The sequence below is a fragment of the Lonsdalea populi genome (genome assembly GCF_015999465.1).
GTDB lineage: Bacteria > Pseudomonadota > Gammaproteobacteria > Enterobacterales > Enterobacteriaceae > Lonsdalea > Lonsdalea populi.
In genome coordinates this window covers 3621061-3637310 of record NZ_CP065534.1, presented here as the reverse complement: position 1 = coordinate 3637310, position 16250 = coordinate 3621061, and the positions used below count along the sequence as shown (strand labels likewise).

Here is a 16250-nt window from a genome sequence, read left to right as displayed (position 1 = left end):
CCATTTTTATATAGACGTCTAAACGTATAGACGTGTGAATGGTGGCAATGATCACGGCTAATTGAGGTAAGGATATGAGTTTTTTCCACGCGAATCATCAGGAGGCGCTGAATCAGAGCCTGGCGGAATTGCAGGGGCACATTAATGTTTCTTTCGAATTTTTCCCGCCGCGCACCAGTGAGATGGAAGGGACGCTATGGAGTTCAATTGACCGTTTGAGCAGCCTGAAACCTAAGTTCGTGTCGGTGACTTACGGCGCGAACTCCGGAGAGCGCGATCGCACGCATAGCATCATCAAGGCGATCAAAGAACGCATCGGCGTTGATGCGGCGCCACATCTGACCTGTGTTGACGCAAGCCGCGGTGAGCTGAAAGCCATTGCACAGGATTATTGGCAAAGCGGTATTCGTCACATCGTCGCGCTGCGGGGCGATCTCCCCCCTGAAGGCGGCAAACCGGAGCTTTATGCGGCGGATTTGGTGACCCTGCTGAAAGAAGTGGGTGACTTCGATATCTCTGTGGCGGCCTACCCTGAAGTGCATCCTGAGGCTAAGAGCGCTCAGGCCGATTTGATTAATTTGAAACGCAAAGTCGATGCGGGCGCTAATCGCGCCATCACCCAGTTCTTTTTTGATGTGGAAAGCTATCTGCGTTTTCGCGACCGTTGTGTTTCCACAGGGATCGACGTAGAAATTGTGCCGGGCATTCTACCGGTGTCCAACTTCCGACAGCTGCAGCGCTTTGCCACAATGACGAACGTACGTGTGCCGAACTGGATGACGGCCATGTTCGACGGGTTGGATCACGATCCGGAAACGCGCAAGATGGTGGGCGCTTCCATTGCGATGGATATGGTGAAAATCCTCCGACGGGAAGGGGTGAAAGACTTCCATTTCTATACCCTGAACCGCGCTGAGCTGAGCTATGCGATATGCCATACGTTGGGCGTTCGTCCCGCTATCGCGGCCTAATGGCGATCGCGTATTAGTGCAGCGGCGCCTCTCTTATCGGCATGCTCCTGACGGGAATGCCTCCTCGCTCCTTCTCAATAAAAGCACGCAGTTCCCGCCGGTTTCTCCGCGACTCTTATCGGTAGACAAAAAAAAGCGGGCCTGAGGCCCGCCAAAGTAACGTTGGCTTTCTTTTTATTTGTATGATTCTCAGGATGAGATCGGCGTGATTCTGTACCGTTAGTTAACATCCGGTGCCGGTAGTTTGCATGGGTAAGCCCCGGCCTGCCAGAAATTCACTGATCCTGAATGCTACAATCCAGTTGTAGCTTCTCTGCCCTGGTGGAGGCGTTGAATAAGTTCACCTTTATGTCTGATCACGTACAAAAAGAGAGCTGTTTGCTTTACTTGGAATTATTATTGCTCACAGAGGTTGATAGGGATAATCGTTCATTGCTATCATATCTATCGTTAATGGCTATCGTGATTAAGGAGAATTAAGGCATGAACATCCGGGATTTAGAATATCTTGTGGCGTTAGCGGAGCACCGGCATTTCCGCCGAGCCGCTGATTCTTGCCACGTTAGCCAACCGACGCTGAGCGGGCAGATTCGCAAGCTCGAAGACGAGCTGGGCGTCATGTTGCTGGAGCGTACCAGTCGCAAAGTACTGTTCACACAGGCCGGCTTGCTGTTGGTCGAACAGGCCCGAACGGTGCTGCGCGAAGTCAAAGTGCTGAAAGAGATGGCGAGCCAGCAAGGTGAAAGCATGTCTGGTCCGCTGCATATCGGATTGATCCCGACCGTTGGCCCTTATCTCCTTCCTCACATTATCCCTATGTTACACAAAACGTTTCCAAAACTGGAAATGTATTTGCACGAAGCGCAGACCCATCAACTGCTTGCTCAGTTGGATAGCGGCAAACTGGACTGCGCTATTCTTGCGATGGTGAAGGAATCGGAAGCCTTTATCGAAGTGCCGTTGTTTGACGAACCGATGAAACTGGCGATTTATCAGGATCACCCCTGGGCTAACCGCGAGCGGGTAGCGATGTCGGATCTGTCCGGAGAGAAACTGTTAATGCTGGAAGACGGCCACTGTCTGCGGGATCAGGCGATGGGCTTCTGTTTCCAGGCCGGGGCGGATGAAGACACCCATTTTCGGGCGACAAGTTTGGAGACGCTGAGAAACATGGTTGCAGCGGGTAGCGGTATTACGCTGTTGCCTGCCCTATCGGTTCCGAAAGAAAGGACGCGTGACGGTGTGTCTTACCTCCAGTGTTACAAACCGGAGCCAAAGCGCACGGTCGCACTTATTTATCGCCCAGGGTCGCCGCTGCGTAGCCGATATGAGCAGTTGGCCGATGCCATTCGCGAGCACATGCAACTGTATTTGGACAATCAGGCGAAGCAGTCCGCTTAAGGTGTTTGATAACGGATGTGTCGGCGTCGCTGAGTGAGCGCCTCCGCTGTCTGTGTGACGCTAATTCTTGCTTATACAAGTGGGTTGGAGGTCGCTCCATAAGAGAACAACTTTTCACGGTACTTTGGACATGGTTGAGCATGGGAGGCGTAAACGCCTCTTCATTGCTCGTTTCAATATATGTTGAGGCAAGCACAGTCGCGATTTTGCCTAAATTGTCGGTGTGCAGGCCGCTATCGGTCGCCTAATTGTTGATATTGCCATTTTGATCACCCTCGACGATTTCCTAAAAAAACGCGCTATTGTCACTTTTTATACGGACAAACTTTGACGCACTTTGTCATGAGCAAAGTTTGCTATAGTGCCTCTCTAAGTAAGGAGAGCAAATCACTTTGAGCAAGACCACGGGTGTTAGAGCACAACAAAAAGAGCGGACGCGTCGTTCCCTTATTGAAGCTGCATTTAGTCAGCTAAGCGCTGAGCGCAGTTTTGCCAGCCTTAGCCTGCGCGAGGTTGCCCGCGAGGCCGGAATCGCCCCCACGTCTTTCTATCGTCATTTCCGCGATGTGGATGAACTCGGTCTGACGATGGTAGATGAGAGCGGACTGATGCTCCGCCAATTGATGCGGCAGGCGCGCCAGCGCATCGTCAAGAGCGGCGGTAGCGTAATCAGGACGTCTGTATCCACTTTCATGGAATTCATCGGCAACAACCCGAATGCTTTTCGCCTTTTGCTGCGTGAGCGTTCCGGGACTTCCGCCGCATTTCGTGCCGCGGTTGTCCGGGAAATTCAGCATTTTATTGCCGAACTGGCGGATTATCTTGAAGTCGAAAATCATATCCCACGGAGTTTCGCCGAGGCGCAGTCGGAAGCGATGGTGACGATTGTTTTCAGTGCGGGCGCGGAAGCGCTAGACATCGGCGCTGAACAGCGAAGCCAACTGGAAGAACGCTTGGTACTACAGCTGCGGATGATTGCGAAAGGGGCGTATTACTGGTATCGAAGAGAGCTAAGTAAAGGGTTTACTACGCCGTAGTCTTTCAGACTCGTTGAGGAACATCATGGCAAAACTGAAAAATGCAGAGAAAGGGACGTTGGTGCTGTCGATGATTGCCGGTTTGTCCATCAATGGCACGTTCACCGCCTTATTCAGCGCCATTGTTCCATTTTCCATTTTCCCGCTCATCGCGTTGGCGTTGTCGGTTTACTGTCTACACCGACGCTATCGGCGCCTGGATATGTCGCTTGGGTTGCCAAAGTTGGTTGCTGGATGTTTTCTGTTGGGGCTATTGCTCTACAGTGCGACGATTCGGGCCGAGTACTCCCAAATCGGCTCCAACTTCGTGCCGTCCACCCTCTGCGTCGTACTGGCTTTGTGGCTGATCATTAAGCTGCGTAGCCGTCAGTCGCCCGATGAACGTGTCTCTTAGTTAATCAAGCCGACAGCCGGAAAATCCGGCTGCGAATGCGTTAGGCTAATTTTTCCAGTAAAACGCCGCACTCCATGTGATGGGTGTAGGGGAACTGATCGAACAGAGCGAGTTGACTGACTTTGTGTGTCTGGCTCAGGGTTTCCAGATTGGCGCACAAGGTTTCCGGGTTGCAGGATATGTACATAATGCGTGGGTATTCCAGAACCAGACGTAACGTATCGTCATCCAAACCGCTGCGCGGCGGGTCGACAAAAATGGTTTCGCAGTGATAGCTGCTAAGATCGATGCCTTTAAGCCGATTGAACTGACGGACTCCGCGCATGGCTTGGGTGAACTCCTCTGCCGCCATGCGAATAATCTGCACATTATCGATCTGGTTGGCGGCAATGTTGTATTGCGCGGCAGCCACCGATGGCTTGGCTATCTCGGTCGCCAATACGTTGTCGAAGTTACGCGCCAGCGCCAACGAGAAGTTGCCATTGCCGCAGTAAAGCTCCAGCAGGTCCCCTTTCGAACCGGCCGTCACGTTCAGCGCCCATTCCAGCATCTGTACATTCATCGCGGCGTTGGGCTGGGTGAAACTGTTTTCCACCTGACGATAGATGATGTCTTTGCCGGCAACCGGCAGCACTTCATCGACATAATCCCGATCGAGACAGATTTTAGTTTTCGTCGCTCGTCCTATCAGTTGCAGATTGAATCCCTGGGCACGCAGTTGATCGCGTAGTTCGCAAGCCTGTTGCTGCCACTCCTCATCCAACGGACGGTGGTACAGCAGCGAGACGACAATCTCGCCGCTCACCGTGGAAAGATAATCAATCTGGAATAGCTTGCGGCGTAACACAGGTTGTGGACGGATGGCGGACAGCAGCCGCGGCATTAATGCGTTGATCAGCTCGCTAGCCGCGGGGAATTTATCGACGCGAATACGCTGTTTGGTCAGTTGATCGAACATGATGTGGTAAAGATCGTCACCGTCGTGCCAGACGCGAAACTCGGCCCGCATCCGGTAGTGGCTGACCGGAGAACGAAACACGGCGGGATCCGGCGCGGAAAATGGCGCCATCATCGTCGTAAGACGAATTCGCTTCTCTTCAAGCTGAGCGTCGTAGTTTTCGATGGGCAGGATTTCTGGCGTCATAAGGTTCTCATTTAAAAGCGGCAAGGATGACTTTACAGGCGGCGATTGTAGGGGATTTGTAAGGGATGTCCATCCTTGTCATAGCGAGCCGTCCTGTTTGTTGCGATGTGCGCTGGCGACAGATTACCTCCTCTCGAACAACCCGGTTCATGGTAAAATCGCGATCTGTTTATTTGGGTGAAGAGTAATATATGGCTACCGATTGGCAGAGCGAGAATCCGGTCTCGCCGGAAGCTGTTCCTTCTGTTTCCGGGCGTCCTACCGTACTGATCCTTGATTCCGGCGTGGGCGGTTTGTCGGTTTATGATGAAGTTCGCAAGTTGCTTCCGGAATTGCACTATATCTACGCGTTCGATAACGAAGCGTTCCCCTACGGCGAGAAACCCGAGCAGTTTATTATCCAGCGGGTACTCGCCATCGTTGAAGCGGTCCAGCAACGATATTCGCTTTCGATGGTTATAGTAGCCTGTAACACTGCGAGCACGATTTCCCTTCCTGCCCTACGTGCACGATTCTCCTTTCCTGTTGTGGGTGTCGTGCCTGCCGTCAAGCCGGCGGCAAGGCTCACACGCAACGGCGTGGTCGGGTTGCTTGCCACTCGCGGTACAGTGCAACGCACTTATACGCGTGAACTTATTGCGCGCTTTGCTAATGATTGCAAGATTTTGCTGCTGGGATCGTCGGAACTGGTGGAACTGGGTGAAGCTAAGCTGCGAGGAGAGCGTGTTTCAACCGAAGCGTTGCTGCATATATTAAAACCCTGGCTCAAACTATCTGAACCGCCAGACACCGTCGTTCTGGGGTGCACTCACTTTCCTTTACTGGCGGAGGAACTGCAGCAGGTCCTGCCGGATGGGACTCGGCTGGTGGATTCCGGGGCAGCGATTGCGCGAAGAGCATTATGGCTGATTGAACATATGGAAACACCGGTGCTGTCTATTAAGAAAAACGTGGCCTTTTGTCTTAACATGACGCCGCAGGTTGTTATGCTACAGCCGATATTAACTCGCTATGGCTTCGATTCGCTGGAAAAATTACTGCTCTACCCAGTTTTTGAGTGAATTATGAGCGGTCGGAAATGTTTTTGTATTTAACGCTTGTCAGCCCGAAATAACGCCCTATAATGCGCTCCCACTGACACGGCGAAGCGGACAACGCGGCGCGGTGACAGTCGGAGAAAGACGAAGAAAGTCGTTGACTCTGAACGAGGTAAGCGTAATATACGCGGCCTCACGTTAGCCGCTTAGGCGGAAACGAAACGCTCTTTAACAATATAATCAGACAATCTGTGTGGGCACTCACAAGACACTATCGCAAAAGATACGAAAAAGTCTTGAAGAGTGAACAACAGTTAATTCATTACGAATCAACAGTAAAATTCTTTGAGCATCGCTATTAAGTTAGCAAATCAAGCTTTTAATTGAAGAGTTTGATCATGGCTCAGATTGAACGCTGGCGGCAGGCCTAACACATGCAAGTCGAGCGGCAGCGGAAGGGAGCTTGCTCCCTTGCCGGCGAGCGGCGGACGGGTGAGTAATGTCTGGGGATCTGCCCGATGGAGGGGGATAACTACTGGAAACGGTAGCTAATACCGCATAACGTCGCAAGACCAAAGTGGGGGACCTCAGGGCCTCACACCATCGGATGAACCCAGATGGGATTAGCTAGTAGGCGGGGTAAGAGCCCACCTAGGCGACGATCTCTAGCTGGTCTGAGAGGATGACCAGCCACACTGGAACTGAGACACGGTCCAGACTCCTACGGGAGGCAGCAGTGGGGAATATTGCACAATGGGGGAAACCCTGATGCAGCCATGCCGCGTGTATGAAGAAGGCCTTCGGGTTGTAAAGTACTTTCAGCGGGGAGGAAGGCAGTGAACTTAATACGTTCGCTGATTGACGTTACCCGCAGAAGAAGCACCGGCTAACTCCGTGCCAGCAGCCGCGGTAATACGGAGGGTGCAAGCGTTAATCGGAATGACTGGGCGTAAAGCGCACGCAGGCGGTTTGTTAAGTCAGATGTGAAATCCCCGAGCTTAACTTGGGAACTGCATTTGAAACTGGCAGGCTAGAGTCTTGTAGAGGGGGGTAGAATTCCAGGTGTAGCGGTGAAATGCGTAGAGATCTGGAGGAATACCGGTGGCGAAGGCGGCCCCCTGGACAAAGACTGACGCTCAGGTGCGAAAGCGTGGGGAGCAAACAGGATTAGATACCCTGGTAGTCCACGCTGTAAACGATGTCGACTTGGAGGTTGCGGTCTTGAACTGTGGCTTCCGGAGCTAACGCGTTAAGTCGACCGCCTGGGGAGTACGGCCGCAAGGTTAAAACTCAAATGAATTGACGGGGGCCCGCACAAGCGGTGGAGCATGTGGTTTAATTCGATGCAACGCGAAGAACCTTACCTACTCTTGACATCCAGAGAACTTGGCAGAGATGCCTTGGTGCCTTCGGGAGCTCTGAGACAGGTGCTGCATGGCTGTCGTCAGCTCGTGTTGTGAAATGTTGGGTTAAGTCCCGCAACGAGCGCAACCCTTATCCTTTGTTGCCAGCACGTAATGGTGGGAACTCAAAGGAGACTGCCGGTGATAAACCGGAGGAAGGTGGGGATGACGTCAAGTCATCATGGCCCTTACGAGTAGGGCTACACACGTGCTACAATGGCGCATACAAAGAGAAGCGAACTTGCGAGAGTAAGCGGACCTCATAAAGTGCGTCGTAGTCCGGATTGGAGTCTGCAACTCGACTCCATGAAGTCGGAATCGCTAGTAATCGTAGATCAGAATGCTACGGTGAATACGTTCCCGGGCCTTGTACACACCGCCCGTCACACCATGGGAGTGGGTTGCAAAAGAAGTAGGTAGCTTAACCTTCGGGAGGGCGCTTACCACTTTGTGATTCATGACTGGGGTGAAGTCGTAACAAGGTAACCGTAGGGGAACCTGCGGTTGGATCACCTCCTTACCGAAGTGAAGTGCTAGTGAAGTGCTCACACAGATTGTCTGATGAAGAAGAACGAGCAGAAATACCTTTATAGGCTTGTAGCTCAGGTGGTTAGAGCGCACCCCTGATAAGGGTGAGGTCGGTGGTTCAAGTCCACTCAGGCCTACCAAATTTTCTCTTATGCTGCGTTATGCTCAGGCTTGTTTACAAGAGTAAACGCCGCCCTCGCACGCCTTGCCTAAGAAAAAATTAACTCTTCCATGAGTGGTATCTAAAGGTAACTGTAAGTGACGTTTGGGGCTATAGCTCAGCTGGGAGAGCGCCTGCTTTGCACGCAGGAGGTCTGCGGTTCGATCCCGCATAGCTCCACCATACAAAGACTTCAGAGCGTATTGGCGACAGTATGCTGTGAAGTATTTTGCTCTTTAACAATCTGGAACAAGCTGAAATTTGAAACGATGCGGCTGAACATCTCTCTGCGTGCAGTATTGAGCGGTGATTTGGTTGCGTCAGAGTCTCTCAAATAATCGCAGCGTGAAGGGTGTCTTACGAGACACCTTCGGGTTGTGAGGTTAAGTGACTAAGCGTACACGGTGGATGCCTAGGCAGTCAGAGGCGATGAAGGGCGTGCTAATCTGCGAAAAGCGTCGGCAAGGTGATATGAACCGTTATACCCGACGATACCCGAATGGGGAAACCCAGTGCAATCCGTTGCACTATCATGTCATGAATACATAGTGGCATGAGGCGAACCGGGGGAACTGAAACATCTCAGTACCCCGAGGAAAAGAAATCAACCGAGATTCCCCCAGTAGCGGCGAGCGAACGGGGAGGAGCCCAGAACCTGAATCAGTTTGAGTCTTAGTGGAAGCGTCTGGAAAGTCGCACGACAGAGGGTGATAGTCCCGTACACGAAGAGGCATGAGCTGTGAGTTCGACGAGTAGGGCGGGACACGTGTTATCCTGTCTGAATATGGGGGGACCATCCTCCAAGGCTAAATACTCCTGACTGACCGATAGTGAACCAGTACCGTGAGGGAAAGGCGAAAAGAACCCCGGCGAGGGGAGTGAAATAGAACCTGAAACCGTGTACGTACAAGCAGTGGGAGCATCCTTCGGGGTGTGACTGCGTACCTTTTGTATAATGGGTCAGCGACTTATATTCTGTAGCAAGGTTAACCGCATAGGGGAGCCGCAGGGAAACCGAGTCTTAACTGGGCGTTAAGTTGCAGGGTATAGACCCGAAACCCGGTGATCTAGCCATGGGCAGGTTGAAGGTTGGGTAACACTAACTGGAGGACCGAACCGACTAATGTTGAAAAATTAGCGGATGACTTGTGGCTGGGGGTGAAAGGCCAATCAAACCGGGAGATAGCTGGTTCTCCCCGAAAGCTATTTAGGTAGCGCCTCGTGAAGTCATCTTCGGGGGTAGAGCACTGTTTCGACTAGGGGGCCATCCCGGCTTACCAACTCGATGCAAACTGCGAATACCGAAGAATGTTATCACGGGAGACACACGGCGGGTGCTAACGTCCGTCGTGAAGAGGGAAACAACCCAGACCGCCAGCTAAGGTCCCAAAGTCATGGTTAAGTGGGAAACGATGTGGGAAGGCCCAGACAGCCAGGATGTTGGCTTAGAAGCAGCCATCATTTAAAGAAAGCGTAATAGCTCACTGGTCGAGTCGGCCTGCGCGGAAGATGTAACGGGGCTAAACCATGCACCGAAGCTGCGGCAGCGACGCTTAGGCGTTGTTGGGTAGGGGAGCGTTCTGTAAGCCTGCGAAGGTGGCCTGTGAGGGCTGCTGGAGGTATCAGAAGTGCGAATGCTGACATAAGTAACGATAATGCGGGTGAAAAACCCGCACGCCGGAAGACCAAGGGTTCCTGTCCAACGTTAATCGGGGCAGGGTGAGTCGACCCCTAAGGCGAGGCCGAAAGGCGTAGTCGATGGGAAACAGGTTAATATTCCTGTACTTGGTGTTACTGCGAAGGGGGGACGGAGAAGGCTGGGTTATCCGGGCGACGGTTGTCCCGGTTTAAGCGTGTAGGTGGGTGTTTTTGGTAAATCCGGAACACCGTTAACACTGAGGCGTGACGACGAGTCACTACGGTGATGAAGTAACCGATGCCAAGCTTCCAGGAAAAGCCTCTAAGCTCCAGGTAACACGAAATCGTACCCCAAACCGACACAGGTGGTCAGGTAGAGAATACCCAGGCGCTTGAGAGAACTCGGGTGAAGGAACTAGGCAAAATGGTGCCGTAACTTCGGGAGAAGGCACGCTGGCGTTGGTGAAGGGACTGGCTCCCGGAGCTGATACCAGTCGCAGATACCAGCTGGCTGCAACTGTTTAATAAAAACACAGCACTGTGCAAACACGAAAGTGGACGTATACGGTGTGACGCCTGCCCGGTGCCGGAAGGTTAATTGATGGGGTCAGCCGCAAGGCGAAGCTCTTGATCGAAGCCCCGGTAAACGGCGGCCGTAACTATAACGGTCCTAAGGTAGCGAAATTCCTTGTCGGGTAAGTTCCGACCTGCACGAATGGCGTAATGATGGCCAGGCTGTCTCCACCCGAGACTCAGTGAAATTGAACTCGCTGTGAAGATGCAGTGTACCCGCGGCAAGACGGAAAGACCCCGTGAACCTTTACTATAGCTTGACACTGAACCTTGAGCCTTGATGTGTAGGATAGGTGGGAGGCTTTGAAGTGTGGACGCCAGTCTGCATGGAGCCGACCTTGAAATACCACCCTTTAATGTTTGATGTTCTAACGTGGGCCCCTGAACGGGGTTGCGGACAGTGTCTGGTGGGTAGTTTGACTGGGGCGGTCTCCTCCCAAAGAGTAACGGAGGAGCACGAAGGTTAGCTAATCCTGGTCGGACATCAGGAGGTTAGTGCAAAGGCATAAGCTAGCTTGACTGCGAGAGTGACGGCTCGAGCAGGTGCGAAAGCAGGTCTTAGTGATCCGGTGGTTCTGAATGGAAGGGCCATCGCTCAACGGATAAAAGGTACTCCGGGGATAACAGGCTGATACCGCCCAAGAGTTCATATCGACGGCGGTGTTTGGCACCTCGATGTCGGCTCATCACATCCTGGGGCTGAAGTAGGTCCCAAGGGTACGGCTGTTCGCCGTTTAAAGTGGTACGCGAGCTGGGTTTAGAACGTCGTGAGACAGTTCGGTCCCTATCTGCCGTGGGCGTTGGAAGATTGAGGGGGGTTGCTCCTAGTACGAGAGGACCGGAGTGAACGCACCACTGGTGTTCGGGTTGTGATGCCAATTGCATTGCCCGGTAGCTAAGTGCGGAAGAGATAACCGCTGAAAGCATCTAAGCGGGAAACTTGCCCCGAGATGAGTCTTCCCTGGGACTTCGAGTCCCCTGAAGGGCCGTTGAAGACGACGACGTAGATAGGCTGGGTGTGTAAGCGTAGCGATACGTTGAGCTAACCAGTACTAATGACCCGAGAGGCTTAACCTTACAACACCGAAGGTGTTTTAGAGAGACGAGAAGAAGTTCAGCTTGTTTGCAGATTGGTTCTGGTGGTTGCACGGAGAGCGTGTGTAACGATTGGAATGAAACAGAATTTGCCTGGCGGCGATAGCGCGGTGGTCCCACCTGACCCCATGCCGAACTCAGCAGTGAAACGCCGTAGCGCCGATGGTAGTGTGGGGTCTCCCCATGCGAGAGTAGGGAACTGCCAGGCATTAATTTAAGTAGAGACCCTCAGCGAGAGCTGGGGGTTTTTGCGTTGGGGCGGTGAAAACGGCCGGCAGGCCCGTCTGGTGTATGCAGCGAAAGCTTCCCTCAGAAAACGTCGCTCAATAATGTTTCTGGATCGAGTAAACTACAGCGATATAAATACATCGAGCATGAAAACGACTATGACGAGTGCCGCCGCATCATTACAACCCTACAACTCATTTTCCCTAACTGTTTTAGCGAAAGAAGTGATTACAGCTAAATCAGCTGAAGATCTTCTTAGCGCCTGGAAAAACGCGACCATATCAAAACAGCCAGTATTAATTCTAGGCGGTGGAAGTAATGTCCTTTTCCTTGAAGATTTTAATGGGTGTGTCGTATTAAATCGTCTGAGAGGGATTGAGATCAAAGAGACGGACGCGAGTTGGCATCTTCATGTGGGCGCTGGCGAAGTCTGGCATGACCTGGTCGAATTCACCTTGAATCGTAATATTCCCGGATTAGAGAATCTGGCGTTGATCCCTGGCTGTGTCGGTTCGGCCCCCATCCAGAATATAGGTGCATATGGTGTTGAGCTGAAAGACGTGTGTGTCTATGTAGATGTTTTGAACCTCAACACCGGCGAACAAACGCGGTTGGTGCACGAGAGTTGCCAGTTTGGCTACCGTGAAAGCGTTTTCAAGCATCAATACCGTGATGGCTATGCGATTACGGCGGTTGGACTCACGTTGCCCAAACTCTGGCAGCCTGTGCTTGATTATGGCGATCTGACGCGATGCGATCCTCAGACTGTGACGCCCCAGGACGTTTTCAATTCAGTGTGTGCTATGCGCAAGAGCAAGCTGCCCGATCCTGCCGTGAATGGGAATGCAGGCAGCTTTTTTAAGAATCCGGTACTTCCTGCAGCCCTCGCGAATGAGCTATTACGGCGATTCCCTCTGGTACCGCATTATCCTCAGGCTAACGGCGAAGTTAAATTTGCCGCCGGATGGTTAATCGACCAGTGTGAGCTTAAAGGCCACCGTATCGGTGATGCTGCGGTACACGCCAATCAGGCTTTGGTTCTCGTTAACGTCGGACACGCGACAAGCGCGGAGGTCGTCAGTCTGGCGCGTTACGTTCGTCACCAGGTAGCTGAAAAGTTTGGTGTGTGGTTAGAGCCCGAGGTGAGATTCATTACCCGTCAGGGGGAAGTCAATGCAGTCGAGGTGCTGGCATGAGAGACAATACCGTTCCTCTGAAGTTGATTTCCTTTCTGTCCGACGGCGAATTTTATTCAGGAGAAGCGCTCGGCGAGCGTCTGGGAATGAGCCGCTCTGCGATCAATAAGCACATTAATACCATTCGTGAATGGGGTCTTGATGTTTTTACCGTTACAGGTAAAGGTTACGCATTACCTGCTCCGATAGAGCTACTGGATGCTGAAAAAATCCGAGCACCAACTAGCGGCGGAAATATCTATGTGTTGCCCGTCATCGATTCTACCAATCAGTATCTACTAAATCGTCTCGATAAAATTTCATCTGGAGATGTCTGCATCTCCGAATATCAGCAGGCGGGACGTGGTCGCAGAGGGCGGCGATGGTTCTCTCCTTTCGGTGCGAATCTCTACTTATCACTCTATTGGCGTTTAGAGCAAGGGCCTGCGGCCGCGATTGGAGTGAGCCTGGTCATTGGTATCATCATGGCAGAAGTGCTGCACAGTCTGGGAGCGGATGGAGTACGGGTTAAGTGGCCTAACGATCTTTATTTGAACGATCGCAAGCTGGCTGGAATCCTGGTTGAGCTGAACGGCAGAACCGGTGATGCGGCTCACCTCGTCATTGGCGTTGGTATTAATCTGCAAATGCGGGAGCCGGGAGCCGAAATGATCAACCAAGGCTGGATCAACTTGCAGGAAGCGGGTGTGGCTATCGATCGCAACACGTTGGCGGCCCGCTTGATTACAGAATTACGTGCGGCGCTGGTCTCTTTCGAACAGCATGGTTTGGCTCCGTTAATTCCTCGCTGGAAATCTCTGGATAACTTTTATAATCGGCCGGTAAAACTTTTGATGGGTGATAAAGAGATTGTCGGGGTCGATAAAGGCATCGACAATCAAGGGGCATTGTTACTGGAGCAAAACGGCGTGTTGATACCCTACATCGGCGGAGAAATTTCGTTGCGCGGAGCATCAAAATAATCAGGGGATGAACATCCCCTGGAATTATTATTTACGCAGAGTTACGCGCTCGACAGCATGATTGGCGCTTTTCGTCATAATCAAACTGGCTCTTTCACGGGTAGGCAGAATATTTTTTTTCAGGTTTAATCCGTTGATTTCACACCATACCTGAGACGCAAATTCCACGGCTTCTTCTTCCGTAATTTTTGCATAGTTGTGGAAATAGGAGTCCGGGTTGGCAAATGCGCCCTGTCTGAATTTCAGAAAGCGGTTGATGTACCAGCTTTTCAGCAACTCTTCCGGCGCATCGACATAGATGGAGAAATCCACAAAGTCGGATACGAAGACCCGATGTGGATCATGAGGATAGTCCATGCCGCTTTGTAAAACATTCAATCCTTCCAATATAAGAATATCGGGCTGTTCGATGACCTGCTGTTGGTCAGGGACGATGTCGTATGTCAAATGGGAGTAGGTTGGCGCGACGACTCTGGGAGCCCCTGACTTCACCTCAGAAACGAATTTCACCAGACTGTGCATATCGTATGACTGGGGAAATCCTTTTTTCTTCATCAGGTTTCTTTCTTTTAAAACCTTATTGGGATGTAAGAAGCCGTCTGTGGTAATCAACTCAACGGTACGATGTTCTGGCCATCGGCTGAGCAAGGCTTGCAATACGCGCGCAGTCGTACTTTTCCCAACCGCCACGCTACCGGCGACCCCGATAATGTAGGGGATTTTTTGTCCGCCAGTGCCTAAAAACTGCTCCAGAACTGCCTGGCGTCGCACATTAGAGCTGATATAAAAGTTCAATAAACGCGAGAGTGGCAGATAAATTTCTGCAACTTCGTCCAGGGATAGATCCTCATTGATACCTTTGAGTTTTAATATTTCATTCTCGGTCAGCGTTAACGGGATCGAATCCCGCAACGTCGCCCACTGCTGACGATCAAATTGCAGATATGGTGTGACCAAGGATTGCTCTCTATCTCTCATAAATACGTTTCTTTATGTCAGTACAGCGTTAAAAGGCGTCATGCCAGTCTTGAACCGTTGGATAAAAGACCACTCACCTTTTATGGGGGGGAATTAAATGACGACGGGCAGATTACCACCATGCGGGTAAAGAAAAGAAGAAGAAATCCATTACAGCGCGGATGCCTTATGAAGGCACTAGCTTTATTTCAGTAAGCCGCTACCAGCTAGCCTCATTTCATTATAAAGAGGCGTTTGTAATAAATGGCGATTTCTGGCAAAGCTCCAGTTGCACGGTTCCTACAACCTCACTTTCATAGAGCGCGATCCAAAGGAGACGCTCTCCTTTCGCAATGGCATGCCTCAGTCCGTTGAAGTAACCTTCGGCGTCTTCATAGGACAAAGGGGGCCGATGTCCGACGGAGCTGCCGTGCTTGACAGCATTAATGAGTAATCCTGCCAATGCATATCGATATAAAGGAAGGGTCGCTGTGGTAAGTAAAACGGTTTTCACGAAGCATCTCCTGCGAAAGCAAGCGGCGGCGGATAGCCTATTAACCATTAATGAGCAAAAAACATACCACTGTCGTCATAATCTATTGGGTTTTGAGTAAGTGATATAACGAAAGTGCCTTGGATGACCGTGGCTTGCTGGTCTAATGAAGACGAAGTGATGGGAGAAGGTCTGATTTAGCCTTGAGGAAAATACGGCTGACGCCGGTAGCGTGATGCATATTTGCACGAATTGCTAACGCTTATGCAAAAGAATGTCCAAAAATGTGCAAAATCTAAGCGGTAGTGCATTTTAAGCAATTTTTTTGTTGCATAGACCGGCCACTCTACCTAGAATGCGCAGCACTTGATGCCGGCTTAGCTCAGTTGGTAGAGCAACTGACTTGTAATCAGTAGGTCGCCAGTTCGACTCCGGCAGCCGGCACCATCAAGTACACAACCTGGTGGGGTTCCCGAGCGGCCAAAGGGAGCAGACTGTAAATCTGCCGTCACAGACTTCGAAGGTTCGAATCCTTCCCCCACCACCAATTCAAGCCATGAGAAATGGTTGAATCAACGTGATAAAGCAGCAAGTATCATGTTGGTGAAGGTGAGGAGTTGCGTGGCAAATCTTCCATCTCCCACCATTAATTCAATCCTGTAAACAGGATCAAAACGATCTGTGTATCAAAAATCGGATCGGAAAAATCACGGCATGGATGTAATATATGCTGGGGTTTTTGACCCTATAAAGAAATCAGGTAGCCGAGTTCCAGGATGCGGGCATCGTATAATGGCTATTACCTCAGCCTTCCAAGCTGATGATGTGGGTTCGATTCCCACTGCCCGCTCCATATTAGATGTGCTGATATAGCTCAGTTGGTAGAGCGCACCCTTGGTAAGGGTGAGGTCGGCAGTTCGAATCTGCCTATCAGCACCACTCCTTTTATATTCCTCCTGATTTCCTTTTGTTAAGCTCAGCAAGTAATTGCTTGGTTGATGTGGTGATATCACCGATTTATCCGTGTCTTAGA

At 51.4% G+C, this 16250-nt stretch carries 10 protein-coding genes, 6 tRNA genes and 3 rRNA genes; 16 read left to right on the top strand and 3 right to left on the bottom strand.

Annotated features, from left to right (window positions below):
- The first annotated feature begins 74 nt into the window (after window positions 1–74).
- The 4 genes from metF (at window position 75) to I6N93_RS16110 (ending at window position 3803) form a co-directional block, all read left to right on the top strand.
- A complete protein-coding gene (gene metF / locus I6N93_RS16125; protein WP_085689930.1) occupies window positions 75–971 on the top strand; it encodes a methylenetetrahydrofolate reductase in 897 nt (298 codons plus the stop codon).
- A gap of 483 nt (window positions 972–1454) precedes the next feature.
- The gene (gene oxyR / locus I6N93_RS16120; RefSeq protein ID WP_085689928.1) at window positions 1455–2372 is read left to right on the top strand and encodes a DNA-binding transcriptional regulator OxyR; all 918 of its coding nucleotides are present in this window, start codon (window positions 1455–1457) and stop codon (window positions 2370–2372) included.
- A 392-nt stretch (window positions 2373–2764) separates the two neighbouring features.
- The gene (gene fabR, locus I6N93_RS16115) at window positions 2765–3409 is read left to right on the top strand and encodes an HTH-type transcriptional repressor FabR (protein ID WP_074729089.1); all 645 of its coding nucleotides are present in this window, start codon (window positions 2765–2767) and stop codon (window positions 3407–3409) included.
- 25 nt (window positions 3410–3434) lie between these two features.
- A complete protein-coding gene (locus I6N93_RS16110) occupies window positions 3435–3803 on the top strand; it encodes a YijD family membrane protein (protein WP_085689926.1) in 369 nt (122 codons plus the stop codon).
- Window positions 3804–3843: 40 nt separating this feature from the next.
- On the opposite strand, the gene trmA is transcribed toward I6N93_RS16110, so the two are convergent.
- A complete protein-coding gene (gene trmA / locus I6N93_RS16105; protein WP_085689924.1) occupies window positions 3844–4947 on the bottom strand; it encodes a tRNA (uridine(54)-C5)-methyltransferase TrmA in 1104 nt (367 codons plus the stop codon).
- Window positions 4948–5138: 191 nt separating this feature from the next.
- Between trmA and murI the strand changes: the two genes are divergently transcribed.
- From murI to birA, 8 genes are all read left to right on the top strand, one after another.
- The gene (gene murI / locus I6N93_RS16100) at window positions 5139–6008 is read left to right on the top strand and encodes a glutamate racemase (protein ID WP_085689922.1); all 870 of its coding nucleotides are present in this window, start codon (window positions 5139–5141) and stop codon (window positions 6006–6008) included.
- Between the two features lie 356 nt (window positions 6009–6364).
- A 16S ribosomal RNA gene (locus I6N93_RS16095) occupies window positions 6365–7907 on the top strand.
- 71 nt (window positions 7908–7978) lie between these two features.
- Window positions 7979–8055: transfer RNA gene (locus I6N93_RS16090), tRNA-Ile, on the top strand.
- Window positions 8056–8182: 127 nt separating this feature from the next.
- A tRNA-Ala gene (locus tag I6N93_RS16085) sits at window positions 8183–8258 on the top strand.
- A gap of 198 nt (window positions 8259–8456) precedes the next feature.
- Window positions 8457–11363: ribosomal RNA gene (locus I6N93_RS16080) — 23S ribosomal RNA — on the top strand.
- A gap of 110 nt (window positions 11364–11473) precedes the next feature.
- A 5S ribosomal RNA gene (rrf, locus tag I6N93_RS16075) occupies window positions 11474–11589 on the top strand.
- The 16S, 23S and 5S rRNA genes sit together here with 2 tRNA genes alongside, the layout of an rRNA operon.
- Before the next feature lie 166 nt (window positions 11590–11755).
- Window positions 11756–12805 carry a UDP-N-acetylmuramate dehydrogenase gene (gene murB, locus I6N93_RS16070; protein ID WP_085690260.1) on the top strand — a complete coding sequence of 350 codons (1050 nt, stop codon included), beginning with the start codon at window positions 11756–11758 and terminating at the stop codon, window positions 12803–12805.
- Entirely contained in the window at window positions 12802–13767 is a 966-nt protein-coding gene (gene birA, locus I6N93_RS16065) for a bifunctional biotin--[acetyl-CoA-carboxylase] ligase/biotin operon repressor BirA (RefSeq protein WP_085690258.1), read from the top strand. The genes murB and birA overlap by 4 nt, the downstream gene beginning before the upstream one ends.
- 27 nt (window positions 13768–13794) lie before the next feature.
- Here birA and coaA read toward each other — a convergent pair whose 3' ends face one another.
- Complete coding sequence (coaA, locus tag I6N93_RS16060) at window positions 13795–14745, bottom strand: type I pantothenate kinase (RefSeq protein WP_085690256.1); 951 nt, start codon at window positions 14743–14745, stop codon at window positions 13795–13797.
- 220 nt (window positions 14746–14965) lie between these two features.
- Window positions 14966–15238: a hypothetical protein gene (locus I6N93_RS16055; RefSeq protein ID WP_085690254.1), complete on the bottom strand. Its 273-nt coding sequence runs from the start codon at window positions 15236–15238 to the stop codon at window positions 14966–14968.
- Window positions 15239–15588: 350 nt separating this feature from the next.
- Here I6N93_RS16055 and I6N93_RS16050 point away from each other — a divergent pair.
- The 4 genes from I6N93_RS16050 (at window position 15589) to I6N93_RS16035 (ending at window position 16156) form a co-directional block, all read left to right on the top strand.
- Window positions 15589–15664 (top strand) — tRNA-Thr (locus I6N93_RS16050).
- A 15-nt stretch (window positions 15665–15679) separates the two neighbouring features.
- A tRNA-Tyr gene (locus I6N93_RS16045) sits at window positions 15680–15764 on the top strand.
- A 231-nt stretch (window positions 15765–15995) separates the two neighbouring features.
- Window positions 15996–16070, top strand: a tRNA-Gly gene (locus I6N93_RS16040).
- A gap of 10 nt (window positions 16071–16080) precedes the next feature.
- Window positions 16081–16156 (top strand) — tRNA-Thr (locus tag I6N93_RS16035).
- Window positions 16157–16250: the final 94 nt, after the last annotated feature.